This window comes from Burkholderia sp. GW821-FHT14F03 (genome assembly GCF_058803765.1).
Genome location: NZ_JBXAPG010000062.1, coordinates 1 through 13,048 on the forward strand (window position 1 = coordinate 1; position 13,048 = coordinate 13,048).

General features: G+C 60.7%; 10 protein-coding genes. 1 reads left to right on the top strand and 9 read right to left on the bottom strand.

Going from position 1 to position 13,048, the window contains the following annotated elements:
* Positions 1 to 128: 128 nt before the first annotated feature.
* The 9 genes from icmH to tssB are packed head-to-tail and all read right to left on the bottom strand — an operon-like array spanning position 129 to position 9,977.
* Positions 129 to 1,004 carry a type IVB secretion system protein IcmH/DotU gene (gene icmH / locus AC1RQF_RS29585; RefSeq protein WP_492873626.1) on the bottom strand — a complete coding sequence of 292 codons (876 nt, stop codon included), beginning with the start codon at positions 1,002 to 1,004 and terminating at the stop codon, positions 129 to 131.
* A gap of 1 nt (position 1,005) precedes the next feature.
* Positions 1,006 to 2,343, bottom strand: coding sequence for a type VI secretion system baseplate subunit TssK (gene tssK / locus AC1RQF_RS29590; protein WP_492873627.1), 1,338 nt, complete (start codon positions 2,341 to 2,343; stop codon positions 1,006 to 1,008).
* A complete protein-coding gene (gene tssJ, locus AC1RQF_RS29595; RefSeq protein ID WP_492873628.1) occupies positions 2,340 to 3,359 on the bottom strand; it encodes a type VI secretion system lipoprotein TssJ in 1,020 nt (339 codons plus the stop codon). Before tssJ ends, tssK begins: the two co-directional genes overlap by 4 nt.
* Positions 3,356 to 4,729, bottom strand: a complete 1,374-nt coding sequence (tagH, locus tag AC1RQF_RS29600) for a type VI secretion system-associated FHA domain protein TagH (protein WP_492873630.1) — start codon at positions 4,727 to 4,729, stop codon at positions 3,356 to 3,358. The genes tssJ and tagH overlap by 4 nt, the downstream gene beginning before the upstream one ends.
* Positions 4,726 to 5,745: a type VI secretion system baseplate subunit TssG gene (gene tssG / locus AC1RQF_RS29605; protein ID WP_492873632.1), complete on the bottom strand. Its 1,020-nt coding sequence runs from the start codon at positions 5,743 to 5,745 to the stop codon at positions 4,726 to 4,728. Before tssG ends, tagH begins: the two co-directional genes overlap by 4 nt.
* Positions 5,709 to 7,475: a type VI secretion system baseplate subunit TssF gene (gene tssF, locus AC1RQF_RS29610; protein WP_492873633.1), complete on the bottom strand. Its 1,767-nt coding sequence runs from the start codon at positions 7,473 to 7,475 to the stop codon at positions 5,709 to 5,711. The genes tssG and tssF overlap by 37 nt, the downstream gene beginning before the upstream one ends.
* Positions 7,476 to 7,499: 24 nt before the next feature.
* Positions 7,500 to 7,928 (bottom strand): type VI secretion system baseplate subunit TssE, encoded by a 429-nt coding sequence (gene tssE / locus AC1RQF_RS29615; protein ID WP_492873635.1) that lies wholly within the window; start codon positions 7,926 to 7,928, stop codon positions 7,500 to 7,502.
* A gap of 14 nt (positions 7,929 to 7,942) precedes the next feature.
* Positions 7,943 to 9,427 carry a type VI secretion system contractile sheath large subunit gene (tssC, locus tag AC1RQF_RS29620; protein WP_492873637.1) on the bottom strand — a complete coding sequence of 495 codons (1,485 nt, stop codon included), beginning with the start codon at positions 9,425 to 9,427 and terminating at the stop codon, positions 7,943 to 7,945.
* A 43-nt stretch (positions 9,428 to 9,470) separates the two neighbouring features.
* Positions 9,471 to 9,977 (bottom strand): type VI secretion system contractile sheath small subunit, encoded by a 507-nt coding sequence (gene tssB / locus AC1RQF_RS29625; protein ID WP_492873640.1) that lies wholly within the window; start codon positions 9,975 to 9,977, stop codon positions 9,471 to 9,473.
* Positions 9,978 to 10,474: 497 nt separating this feature from the next.
* Between tssB and tssH the strand changes: the two genes are divergently transcribed.
* Positions 10,475 to 13,048, top strand: a complete 2,574-nt coding sequence (gene tssH / locus AC1RQF_RS29630; protein WP_492873642.1) for a type VI secretion system ATPase TssH — start codon at positions 10,475 to 10,477, stop codon at positions 13,046 to 13,048.

A 13,048-nucleotide genomic window follows, 5' to 3' on the forward strand; every position in this document is an offset into this window, starting at 1 on the left:
CGTGGCACTCGAACTCGACGACCTCGAAGACGTCGCGTGTCTCGCTGCCGACAAGGTCGAAGGCGAAGCGCAGATCGAATTGGGTAGGCATGGTTTTTCTTCCCTCCATTCAGCCGTGACGAGCCCTGTCACAGCTTGAGGATGCTTTCGAGCGAATCCAGTACCATCTGGGTAGCGGCGCCGAGTTTCATGGAGAAGTACAGATAGGCGCCGGCAATGACAACGGCGGCTATCGCCCAGGGAGTCCAGAGCGGCCATTGACGCCCGAGGCGATAGCGCAACGTAGCGATGTTGGCCGGCGCATCAGTCAGCCGCTCGGGCGCGTCGCCGCGCAACTGGCGTAGTTGCTCGTGCAGCTTGCCGATGATGGCGTTGAGCGTGTCTTTGTTGTTGTGTTGTTGGCCGTACTTGCCCTGGTAGCCCAGGCACAGGCAGAGGTACTTGAACTCCAGCACATCGCGGTATTTGGCAACGTCCATCTGCATGCGTGCCATCACCGTGAAGAATTTCTCACCACCCCAGGTTTCGTTGTGGTGGTAGCTCAGCAGGGAGCGCGTTTTCCAACGAGAGCCCACCCCCCAGGGCGTGGAAAACACCGCTTCGTCGACGAAGGCGCAAAGGGCGTAGCGGAAGGATAGTTGCGTCGCACCGTCGTAGCCCAGTTGCCGCACCTCTTCCGACAGCGCGGTGATGTGATCGCGCACGTTCTCATAGAGCCGGTTGACGTCTGCCTCTGGCAGTTCTTGCATGCGACGCAGGCGCATGACCACGCCGAACAAGGGTTGGGCGACGTCCACCAGGGGGTTAATGCTATGGCCACGCAATTGGAACTGCAGGTCTTCATCGGCATTGATGTTGAACACCCCGTCGTACAGGACACGCTCGCGGTCCTGGATACTGGGCTCCCGGGGCGTGCGCAGGAAATCGTCCGGCACGCCGAGTACTGAGGGTTCCTGGCGATTGCTGTCGATACGGTCGTTGCCGACCATCACGGTAGTGTTCATCTCATTGACTCCGAATGGCCCAGAACTGCAACTCCAGCTCCGGGAAATCGCCTGTGATGTGGAACCCGAAGCCGGTCGCTCCCTGCGGCATCATGCGTTGCCAGTTGGGATGCGAGCGGTCGAGCTGGAAGTAGGTAAAGCCGGCGTGGAACGGCAGATGCCGCGGCGCGACCGGCAGCGTCATCAGCGGGATGCCCGGCAGTTGCAGGCGGATCAGCTCTTGCAATGCCTGTTGCGACGCAACCTTCGCCTGGCGGATAAAGAACTGGCGCATCTGCTCCAGCGGCATGCGCGCGCGCACCGCCAGGATGAATTCGGCGCTCTGCAGCAAGCTTGGATCGCCCACCTGCGCCGTGAGCACGCCGTAGCCCTGCTTCTCCAGAGGTAGGGAGACCGCACGCGGCTGCAGCACAGTGCTGAGCACCCGACGCAGGGTTTCCTCGAGCATGCGGAACGAGGCATACGGGTTGTCATGCTGGTAGGCGGGATAGTCCTGCGGCAGGCGCCCTTCATCGGTGAAGGTCGTCAGCTCGCCGCACGCCTGTCCGCAAGCCAGGTAGGCGTCCACCGGCCGTACATCGGCATCGCGCGCCAGGTGCCGAAACAGGTGCTGCCAACGGTTCAGAGCCTGCAGCAGGTTGAAGTCGGTCACATCGGCCACGCCAGACTGCCCCGGCGAACCGATGCGCTGGGCAATGCTCTTGGCGCGTTCATGCATCAGCGCGGCGATTTCCTCCATGAAGTGCGCCAGCGGGCGGATGGCTTGTAGGTACATGCCTGTGATGTGGAAATCGCTGTCCAGAAGCAGGCTACCGTCGGGCCGCCGGTCAAGAATGCGCCCCAGCGCCAGACCGGTGAAGGCGCTGCGGTCGTCCCGCTCCAGCGCCAGCTGAAGGTTGGGTACGGCCAGGGCGATCGGGGTGTGATTGCCCTGGTGGCTGTGGGTATCGCGGATATCTTCGGTGCGGTGGAGGTAGCGGGCGTTGCCGAAGGTATCCGGCCAGCGCACTTCCGATACGCCGTCCGAGCGTAGTGGCAGGGTCAGGTAAATCGTCTGGTTGGCGGAGGCCGCGTCGGTAATCGACAGGGGCTCCGGCGGCGGCTGATCGTGGGGAATGTTGAAGGCGGTACCGTCCGGCATGATGCCGCGGGCGCGCACGATGGCGATCTTGCCGAAGGAGAGGAACTCCTGATTGAGCTCCAGGTCGGCGAAGCCGTACCAGTACTTGCTGCCCAGGCGCACGTTTACATAGTGCTCAAGGTAGCGATCGGTCTGCTGGAAGTGCTGGGGCTTGACGAATTGCCCCTCGCCCCAGACAACGGCGTTGCGGGTGGTCATGGTTGTTTTCTCGCGGGTGTGGAGGCGTGGCGGGCGGCTTGCGCCGGCCGGTAACTTTCGTCGGTGATGGCAACGCGGGTTTCCTGCAAGGTCACGAGCAAGGCGTACTTGTGCCCACGGGGTTCCACACGGAAGACGTCGTACCAGCGCTGGGCATTGGGGGCGTGGAAGGCGGCCACCACGGCGACGTAGCGGGTGTCTTCATCCAGGGCGCTGTAGTTGATGAACTTGAACTGCCCAGGTACAAGCAGGTAGTCGTCCGCGGTGAGATAGGTGCTGCCCAGAGCCTTCTTGGGTTCACGGCGGACCTGGTCGGGGTCGGCATTTTCCAGCAGCGAGTCATCCTTGAGCTGGATCACGCGGAAGGCCACCGGTGTAGCGTTGACGAACGCCCGGGCGCTAGGGACCGGCGCGGGCGCCAGGGTCAGCCCTTCGCGGTACTGGCCAAGCGCAACGCCATCCATCTCTTCCGCGGCAACCTCTCCCTGTTGCGATTCCGGGTCTTGGGCCGCAGCAACCGCCCCATGCCGCAGCCGCCAGTGCGCGGGGAATGGTGCCCGGTATGTTGCTACAGGGTCCGCCGGGGAGACGTTGAAGCCTGGGCTCACGACAAACGAAGGCCGTGTCGGATCCGCATTGAGCTTGAAGGCGGGAGACTGCCTGATTGCCGTCGTGGCCGCCGGCACCACAGGCGGCTCGTCCTGCAAGTGATTGAGCAAGGCGCGCAGGTTGCGCACCAGTTCTTCTCGGGTGTCGCTGTGCAGATTGATGGCGAACGGGCCTTCATCGAGTGCTTCGTCTGTCCTCGGGTCCACATCTGGTTCCGCGACCGGATTGGGGTTGACGTCCATGTCCGCATAAAGGCTCAACGCGATTTGCGTCGGCTGGTCATCGGCGGCACCTACCTGGATGTCCGGGTCCATCAGAACCTGCCCCGTTTTCTTGAGCACGTTTCCCACGGTGGTGCAGCCGGATAGCAATGCCGTGGCGAACAGCAGCGCAATGGCTCTCCTCATTGCGCCTCCACCCGCAACGCTTGGTCGTAGGCTTGGTCGAAGACTTCCCAGAACAACTTGTCAAAGCCTTGCTGCCGGCTGGAATTCAACTCCTCGTAGTAGTGGCGGTACATCTGCCAGGATTCGTCACCTGGCAGCAATGCCTGCTCGCTCTTACCGGTGCGGTAGCGGGCAAACCGTCGCTCCAATTGGTCGGGCGCGAACGCCTGGAGGAGCGCGCTCAGGCCCGCAGCCACCGCCTTGAGCATGGCGCTGTGCTGCTGTCGGATCTGTTCCAGGGATTCTTCGACTGCCGCAGTCGGAGATAGGTGAACCAGACTGCGTTCGCTGGAAAACAGCGCGCGTACCGTGTCGGGGTAGCTTTGCCCCAGACGCAAGGGATTGTCTTCGATGGGCTGCAAGGTACGCTTGGCCAGTCCCAGTCGTTGACCAGACGATGCCTGATTCAATGCGTCCAGCCCGCGGATCAACGCAGCCAGGGTTGCGCCGGCCTCGAACATTAAGGCATGGGCCGCATACGCATCCAATGCCCCGACCGGTGCACCCAAGCCCTCGACCAGTGGCGCCACCAGGCCCGCAGGGTCTCCTCCCTGGGCGTAGTGCCCTTGAATCCATTCATTGACCGCAGCAGAAGAGGTATTTTGTCCCGACATGTGGGAGTCTCCAGAGGTATGCAAAGGGGCGCCGGAAACGGCTTCGAAGCGGGTGGCGGACAGATCGGCCTGCGCGGCCAGCGTTGACTGCCCGTAGTGATGATGGTCCAGCGACGAGCTGATGCTCGACAGCCCTGCATGCGGGCGGCTGGCCTCTTCCAGTGCAAGCAGCGGATCGAGCAGGCCTTGCGGTGCCTGAGGCTCCGACAAGGCCTCAAACTCAGACCACCCGGGCACGGGTTGAGCATGGGGGCTCACTGGCGGCAAGTCATCGTTTGCGTTAGGCAAACTGTCCAGATAGTCCTTTGAAGCACTGGAAAGCAGCTCATCTACCTCATGCTGCGCCAGATGCCGAGAGGGGTCGGGCAGGTTGTGCGCTTCGTCATCGAGGTTGACGATGATGCGATACGGTCCGATATGGATCTTGTCGGCGCTACGCAGCTGGGCGCTGGCGAGCATCCCGAGCGGTTCCATCTGGTCGTTCACTCGTGTCTGGCCGCAGCGGTCGATGATGAAGAAGCGGTCGTCCTCGTGGCGGATTTCACAGTGAATGGGCTGCACATGACCTGAGCGGTCGTGCAGGAGCCAGTCCGCGCTGCGGGTGCCGATGGTGCCGCCGGCAGTATCGAAGAGATGCCGAGGCTGACTGCCTTTCTGCAGTGTCTGGGGGTTGTCGACCACCAGGGTCAGTCGATGGGCGATGGATGTCGTGTTCATGTGCGCAAGGAAACTCTGACGGGCGGCGGGTGGCGTAAGGCGGGTTGTTCCAGGAAACTGGTCCAGCCCAATTGAGTGCCTTCGGTTTGCCGCAGGTGGAAGGGGGGAACTTCGTCTTGACGCAGGCCCAGTTCGAGGTCGCAAGGCACCGGGTCGCGTAGCAGGAAGACCACCAACTGACGCAGGCGCTCGAAGTTCTCGCCTTGAGGCAGAAATTCGCGGAAGCGCTCTTGGCTAAGACCAGCTATGACGATGGTGAAACTGCAATGCCGGGTACGCACGCTGTCGCCGATCTGGAAGCTCTCGCTCAGTTGGCCGTTGCTCATTCCCAGACGAATTCGGTCGGAGTCGTTGATCGTCGTGTAGCGCAACTCGAAGTCGCGGATCTGCACGTCCTTCAGGTCGAAGCAATGCGCGATGAGGCCTGCCAGCATGCTGGGAGAGCGGCTGCGCAAGACCACGGCACCCGCGAAACTCAGCAGTCGGCTCCAAGCAATCGGTGTGTCGCCACGCGTGGCTTCGTGCTTGAGCCCGATGAGCGCGAAGATCCGACGGGAGAACTGGTCATCCGCTCCTGGCCGGAAGCGGATGTAGTAGCGATACTTGCGCCAAGCCTGATGAAGCAGCGTCAGCAGGCGATGATTGAAGAAATCGAAAAAGGCAGGGCGCACCCCAACACCCTGGCCGGCCTCGTAGGCCAGACGGTCCAGGTAGTAGTTCGGCAGCGGCGAGTCGGTGCCGTGCATGCCGAAGAAGGTGGCTTGCACGCGATACTGGTGCGGGGCATGATCGTCTAGACGTTCCGCCAAGGCGATATCCGAGGCCGGAAAGCCCAGCCCGGCATGATTGCTCAGGCAGACGCGCTGGCGGTCGGGGTCGAAGCTGTCGGGCGACTCGAGATCGTCTTCATGCAGCGCATGCAGGCGTTCCAGAAAACGAAAGAAGTCGTGCCCTCTGGCCTCGTCCAACAGGATGTCACTTAGATCAGGGGCTGCGTTCCGCTGCGCATTGGCCATGCATAGTGCTCCTGATTGAGGGTATTGATCGCTTCCAGAACGTGAAACGAGGAGAGGCTGGCGTACAGGGAGAGGAAGTGGCTGAGCACTGTGCCAAACAGATAAAGGTCTCCTTCGCAGGCGAACCCGTTCTGGTCCAGCTTCACCACGGTACGGGTGCCGCGAATCGGCAACCCCTTGAACATCCGGTCAAGCGGGGTGCTGACAACCTCCTGCAGGCCGTCCAGCCGCTTTTGAGTCGTCCGGGCACGTTGGATGTCGTGGTAGGCAGAGAAGTCGTAATTGCCGATGATGGCTTTCAGAGGGGCAGCCGAAAGCAGGGAAAGATAGGTCGGCGACAGATTAGAGATCAGGCTCCAGTGCAGGTCACCGTCCAGAATCGGACGGTACGGTGGGGTCGGCGTCGTCAGATTCGTAAATCGCACGAACGCCGGTGTCTTCCGGTGCCCCTCGCAAATGTCACCAATGCCTAGTGCCAGAGGCAGATCGCGGTTGGTGCACGTCAGCGCGAGGGAGACCGTCTCTTCCCGGCCGATGTAGTGGTGATCATCGCCCCGGACAAACGCAACGCGGTGCTCAACACCTGGCTCGACCAATGAAGACGACAGCTTCGTGCGGTAGTACAGCGTGGTGCGCCCCCGCTCGTGTTCGATCTGATGGCGAAACGACTCAAATGGCTGATAGGTTCGCAGCCATTCCCCGGGTTGTCCGCTATCCGCGTTCTTCCAGCCGTCGACCTTGTCGATACTGAAAATCTCGTGAGCATCGGGACGATGGCCGCCTGGAACCAGTCGATACTCCGCAGCCTTGCCGGTCAGGCGAATGGGTTCGGCATCATGCTCGAACAGGTTCACCGCAGGCGTGCAGTACAGCGCCAGGTCGCCTTTGCGCACCCGAACGTCGACCGGCATCGGTCGGGTAAAGTGAAACTCGATGCGCACGCTGGTCGCGGGTTGGTTCGGCCAGAAGGCGCGCAGGTTGTTCAGTCCGAAGAAGTAGAAGCGCCGAGGGAAAAGGAAGTACTCCTGGAGGATTCGGTATCCGTCCATGGCATTCTTGGGATAGGGAAGCAACGCCGCGTCGGCCTGAAAGCCGGGAAAGTCGATTTGGTTCACTGGAATATGCCGAACCACGCCGGCAACCTCCAGGCGGATCTCGCCCAAGTACTTGGCCAGCCAGAGATACAGCGTCTGCGCGGTGTAATCGCTGCCGCTGAGATAGAAGTCGAGCCTGTCGCAGTCGTAGGTATTCGGCGGGTTCTGGCTCAGGGTGGACAGATCGACTCGAACGATCGACTTCTCCAGCGAGTGTCCATCATTGACGTCAGCGATGTCGAATGGATAGATCGACACCTCCTGGCTGGTGCGAAACTCGCACTGCACGCCATCTACCGGACGTGATTGAACACTGGTACCGCTGGGCACGATTTGCCGGCCAGTGATCGAGTGATCTGCTGGCTCGAACTGAAGGATGGTGGCGCTGGGCAACGGCCGCAGATAGTTCGGCCACAGCAGTTGTAACAGCGAGTGGGTCAACTCCGGAAAATCGTCCTCGATCTTAAGGCGCAACTTGGCAGTGAGAAAGGCGAATCCCTCCAGCAACCGCTCCACATCCGGGTCCGTGGCTTCCTCGCCCAGGAACGGAGCCAGCTGTGGATTGTTGCGAGCAAAGACACGCTGCAAGCGGCGTAGATAGTCCAGCTCCTCGCGGAATTTCCCCTTCAATGGCATCCGATCAGTCTCCTTGGTTTCTTGCTACATCACCCTGACCTGACGGCCTTGATGGTGAAAGAGCAGGTCGATTTCTACTTGCTCTTCCTTGTTGTTCAGCGGAACCATGCACACCAGCCGAAAACCGAGCTCAAGCGACGTTTCGGTATCGGCCAGCGGTTTGACATCGATAACGCGAGCCCGCGGCTCGTACTGCGCCACGGCGCTATGAATATCCAGGCAGACCTGCTGCCGCAGATCCACGGAGCCGATCGCAGCGTCATTCAAATCGCGCAGACCCAAGCCAGGGCTGCTCTGTGAGCTGCCCTGGCGGGAGTTGAGGATCCACTCCAACTGACGCTTGATGGCGCGCACTCGCTCGGCCGCCACATCCCGCCGGGTGCGGCTACGCCGCGGTGGCAGGTCGAGATCGAGGCGTTCGAACAGGCTTCCCTGTCCAGGTGACCGAGGCATGGATCAGCTCCCTATCAGTCCTTGTCCAAGCGACCGACCAGCGATAACTCGAAGCTGGCGCCCATGTACTTGAAATGGGGGCGCACTGACAGGGCAACCTGGTACCAGCCGGGATTGCCAGCAACGTCCTGTACGACAACCCGCGCGGCCCTCAGGGGACGCCGGCTGCGCACGTCACTGGTGGGGCTTTCCTGGTCGGCAACATACTGGCGAAGCCAATTGTTGAGTTCGCGTTCCAGATCCTGGCGTTCCTTCCAACTGCCGATCTGCTCGCGTTGCAGTACTTTGATGTAGTGCGCCAGGCGGTTGATGATGAACATGTAGGGCAATTGCGTGCCCAGCATGTAGTTGGTCTGCGCGGCCTGACCTTCGGAGGTCTTCTGGAACAGCTTGGGCTTTTGCAGCGAGTTGGCGGAGAAGAACGCAGCGTTGTCGCTGTCCTTGCGCATCGTCAGCGGGATAAAGCCCTCGCTAGACAGTTCGAACTCCTTGCGGTCAGAAATCAGCACTTCCGTAGGGATCTTGGCCTGCAGTTGCCCCAGAGATTCGTATAGGTGCACCGGGAGGTCTTCGACCGCGCCGCCGGACTGCGGACCGATGATGTTCGGGCACCAGCGGAACTTGGCGAAGCTGTCGGTGACTCGGCTACCCATCAGGAAGGCGGTATTGCCCCACAGGTAGTTGCGGTGGTCGCCGTTGATGGTTTCCTGATAGGCGAAGCTTCGCACCGGGTTCTCCAGCGGATCATACGGCTGGCGCAGGAGGTAGCGGGGCATGGTCAGGCCGAGGTAGCGTGCGTCCTCGGATTCACGCAGGCTGCGCCACTTGGCGAAGCGCGGTCCTTCGAAGATATCCTTGACCTCTTTCAGATTCGGCAGCTCTTCGAAAGACTCCAGGTTAAGCATTTCCGGTCCGGCGGCGCCGAGGAACGGCGCATGCGACATGGCGCCGACGGAAGCGAGATAACCCAGCAGCTTGATATCCGGTGCCGAGGGCCCGAAGGTGAAGTTGCCGATCATGCAACCGATCGGCTGGCCGCCGAACTGGCCGTAGCCTGCGGTATACGCATGCTTGTAGAGGCCGCTGCGCGTAATGTCTGAGGCGCTTTCGAAGTCCTCCAGCAGTTCTTCCTTGGTGACGGGGAGGAACACGACCTGGATGTTCTCCCGGAAATCGGTGCGCTGCACGAAGTCGTACAGCGAGCGCCAGATGGACTCGATCTGCTGGAGCTCAGGATGGTGGAGGATGGCATCCATCTGCTTGCTGAGCTTGCGATCGATCTCGGTGAGCATCTGGTCAACTAGTTGCTTGTTGATCGGTTGCTCGCGTTCGTCGGACTTGAGCATTTCGGAAATGAAGGCGGCCACCCCGCGTTCTGCAATGGCATAACCTTCCTGACTAGGTTCAAGCCGGGTCTGGGCCATGATCTGGGCCAACAGGCCTCCTTGGGGTTGGCTGTCGGCCTGCTTCTGGACGTCGGCAATTTGGACTTTGGACATCGTTGCTTCCTTCGAAACTTGGAGAGAGAGTTGGGGCGGGGGATCAGGCCTCAGGGGAGGACAGGAGTTGGTCGAGTTCCTTGGCCAACTTGCCACGCGCACTGTCGTCACCCAGTAGCGCCTGGATCTGCTTGCGGAACGCGGGCACGTTGCCCATGGGCCCCTTGAGCGCCACCAGCGCTTCGCGCAGTTCCAGCAACCTTTTCAACTCGGGAACTTGACGTGCGATGGAGTCGGGGGAGAAGTCCTTGATGTTCTTGAACCGCAGGTCGACACTGAGGGTGTCGCTCTCGTTGCCGTCTTCCAGCGTGGCGGGTACATCCACTTTCAAGCTCAGCCCGGCTTCGGCCATGACATCGCTGAAGGTGTCCTTGTTGATCTGGACGGCCACGCGATCTTCGACGGGCGTTTCATCGGCATGCCCTTTGAAATCGCCGAGCACCAACATCTTCAGGGGGAGTTCGACTTCTTGTTGCTCATCGCCCGTTGCCGGGACGTAACGGATGTTGATGCGTTCCTTCGGTGCAACTGAACCAGTTTTAGATGCCATGGGCTACTCCTTGTAATTACTTGGAAGTTCATGCCCGACACCCACTCGATCAAGGTCGTGTATAGCTGCGACAAAACCCGCTGAATAGGGATGCATTCAGAAAGTATTGCCGGCGCCGAACGTTTCTTGAGCGTACTGGATTCGATATATCGGACACTAAGGGTCGAGCCTATGGGTAAGTCTCGCTCCTTGTAAATGGGATGTTTATTAAATGTTGAATCTGATAGCTCTGAATCGCGAAAGCGCGCACGAACGTCAGAGGAACTATTTTGATGTGATTTAGGACTCTTCTTATGGACAAGAATTTGGGGAGTGTGTTCTCTTCGAGTAGATCGGTTCGTAGACGTAGAGAAACTCATGTCCACACGCGTGGTGCCGGGCAACATTTTCGCGTGTTTTTGGTATTTTAATTTCCCCCCGATATGCATTTTCTGAAGCGTTCGCCTTACGCCCACCACACAACCTGGAAGTTCCCCTGACAATGAGGAAGTTGAAGTATGGTCACCGTTGATCTGGCTGCGTTGCTGCAACGTCTACACCCGGTAGGCCGACACGGGCTGGAGGAGGCGGGCAGCCTCTGCATCGGCCAGCGCGGAGCGGAAGTCACCGTTTGCCATCTGCTGTACAAGCTACTCGATCAACCGATGTGCGATGTGCGTTGCGTGTTGGCAGATGCGGGAGTGGATCTCGACACATTGCGCCAGGCACTTGCCATCACCTTTCCCGAAGGCGATGAGGGCTATGGCCATGCTTACCCATCGTTCTCGCCGCTGCTGCTGGAATTGCTGCAGGACGCCTGGTTATTGAGTTCTGTGGAACTCGCGCAATCGGAGATCCGTAGCGGTGCCCTGCTTCTGGCGGCCTTGCTGAACTCAGCGCGTTATCTGCCGCTGGCGGCGATCCGCATGTTCGAGACCATCAATCGGGAAACCTTGCGTAAGCGCTTCTCTGAATTGCTCGCCCGGTCATCCGAAACCCGTCTGCAGAGTGCAACCGTGTCTGGACCCTCGTCAGCCGCTGCGGCTGACAGTGCGTTGAGCAAATACGGACACGACTTCACCGCCCAGGCGCGTGCGGGCGCCATCGACCCCGTTCTATGCCGCGATGCTGAAATCGACCTGATGGTCGACATTCTCTCGCGCCGTCGAAAGAACAACCCGATCGTGGTTGGCGACGCGGGCGTGGGAAAGAGCGCTGTGGTGGAAGGCTTGGCGCAACGCATCGTGGAAAACCGGGTGCCGGAGCCGCTGCACGACGTTCATCTGTGGGGGCTTGATCTGGGGGCCCTGCAGGCCGGCGCCTCGGTCAAAGGCGAATTCGAAAAGCGCCTGAAGGCGGTGATCGACGAGGTCAAGAGCGCGCCGAAGCCCATCATCCTCTTCATTGACGAAGCGCATACGCTGATCGGTGCGGGCAACTCGGCTGGCGGCAGCGATGCGGCCAACCTGCTCAAGCCTGCGCTGGCCCGTGGCGAGTTGAGGACGATCGCGGCGACGACCTGGTCCGAGTACAAGAAGTACTTCGAGAAGGACCCTGCCCTGACGCGGCGCTTCCAGTTGGTGCAACTGGATGAGCCGAGCGTGGAGCAGGCTGTGCACATCCTGAGAGGCTTGCGGAGCGTGTATGAGCAGGCCCACAAGGTGTACATCGGCGATGATGCCCTCAAGGCCGCCGCCGCGCTCTCGGCGCGCTATCTCTCCGGCCGTCAATTGCCGGACAAGGCCATTGATATCCTCGACACCGCATGTGCGCGGGTGGCCACGGCCCTGGCCGAGCCTCCGAGACGGCTTGCAGCGTTGGAAAACGAACTACACCAGGTCGATGCCGAGGCTGACCAACTGTGGCGTGACGCCCGTGCTGGGCGAAAGCCCGAGACCGCCAGACTTGCCATGCTGGAGGTCACCCGGCAGCAAACGCAGGATGCCATCGAGCAGCTTCAGGACGTCTGGCAACGCCAAAAAGAGCTCGTCGACGAGATCGTCGCCCTGCGCGCCAGCGAGTATCAGGACGATACGTCGCTGCGCCTCGAGGAGAAGGTCGCGCAACTGGCAGGCCTGCAACGCGGCAATGGCGCATTGCTCCATGCGGATGTGGGGGCCGAGCAGATCGCCCAGGTCATCGCGGACTGGACGGGCATCCCGGCTGCCACCATCAACAGCGACCAGTTCCAGAGATTGGACAGGTTGCCCGAAACCTTGCGTGAGCGGGTAAAGGGGCAAAATACCGCTCTCGATGCGGTTCATCGCCGCCTGCTGACAGCCATGGCTGACTTGCGACGGCCCGGGACACCCATGGGGGCCTTTCTGCTGGTGGGGCCAAGCGGGGTGGGCAAGACCGAAACCGCACTGGCCATCGCCGACGCGCTGTTTGGTGGGGAGCAGTTCCTGACCGTCATCAATATGTCGGAGTACCAAGAGAAGCACACTGTATCGCGCTTGCTGGGGGCACCGCCAGGCTATGTCGGCTATGGGGAAGGCGGCGTGCTGACCGAGGCCATCCGCAAGAAACCCTATTCGGTGGTCCTGCTGGATGAAGTCGAGAAGGCGCATGCCGAGGTGCTCAACATCTTCTACCAGGCTTTCGACAAGGGCGCGCTTGCCGACGGCGAAGGCCGGCGCATTGACTGCCAGAACGTGCTTTTCTTTTTGACCTCAAACCTGGGGTTTGATCAGGATGGTGGTCCACTCACTGACCTCGATAGCGAGGCGCTGCGCGAGCATCTTGCGAAGTTCTTCAAGCCGGCTCTGTTGGCGCGTATGCAGGTAGTGCCATTCCGTTACCTGGATGAGACAACGTTGGAGGAAATTGTCGACGGTCGTCTGCTGCGCCTCCAGAATCAGTTTAGTCAGCGATACGAAGCAAAACTGACGATTGACGCCTCGGCCCGAGACGAATTGCGAGCGCGTTGCCTGCGTCACCAAAATGGCGCGCGGTTGCTCGACGCCAGCATCGACGGCGAGATGTTGCCGCCCTTGTCGCTGGCCGTGCTGAAACACCTCGCCGGCGCGCAGCCTTTCCAACGTTCCAGGGTGAGCTGGAATGGTGTGGTTTTCGACGCCGTCCTGGAGTAG

Coding starts and splice junctions, on each gene's coding strand:
- icmH (WP_492873626.1), bottom strand. CDS start 1,004: ATGAACACTACCGTGATGGTCGGCAACGACCGTATCGACAGCAATCGC.
- tssK (WP_492873627.1), bottom strand. CDS start 2,343: ATGACCACCCGCAACGCCGTTGTCTGGGGCGAGGGGCAATTCGTCAAG.
- tssJ (WP_492873628.1), bottom strand. CDS start 3,359: ATGAGGAGAGCCATTGCGCTGCTGTTCGCCACGGCATTGCTATCCGGC.
- tagH (WP_492873630.1), bottom strand. CDS start 4,729: ATGAACACGACATCCATCGCCCATCGACTGACCCTGGTGGTCGACAAC.
- tssG (WP_492873632.1), bottom strand. CDS start 5,745: ATGGCCAATGCGCAGCGGAACGCAGCCCCTGATCTAAGTGACATCCTG.
- tssF (WP_492873633.1), bottom strand. CDS start 7,475: ATGCCATTGAAGGGGAAATTCCGCGAGGAGCTGGACTATCTACGCCGC.
- tssE (WP_492873635.1), bottom strand. CDS start 7,928: ATGCCTCGGTCACCTGGACAGGGAAGCCTGTTCGAACGCCTCGATCTC.
- tssC (WP_492873637.1), bottom strand. CDS start 9,427: ATGTCCAAAGTCCAAATTGCCGACGTCCAGAAGCAGGCCGACAGCCAA.
- tssB (WP_492873640.1), bottom strand. CDS start 9,977: ATGGCATCTAAAACTGGTTCAGTTGCACCGAAGGAACGCATCAACATC.
- tssH (WP_492873642.1), top strand. CDS start 10,475: ATGGTCACCGTTGATCTGGCTGCGTTGCTGCAACGTCTACACCCGGTA.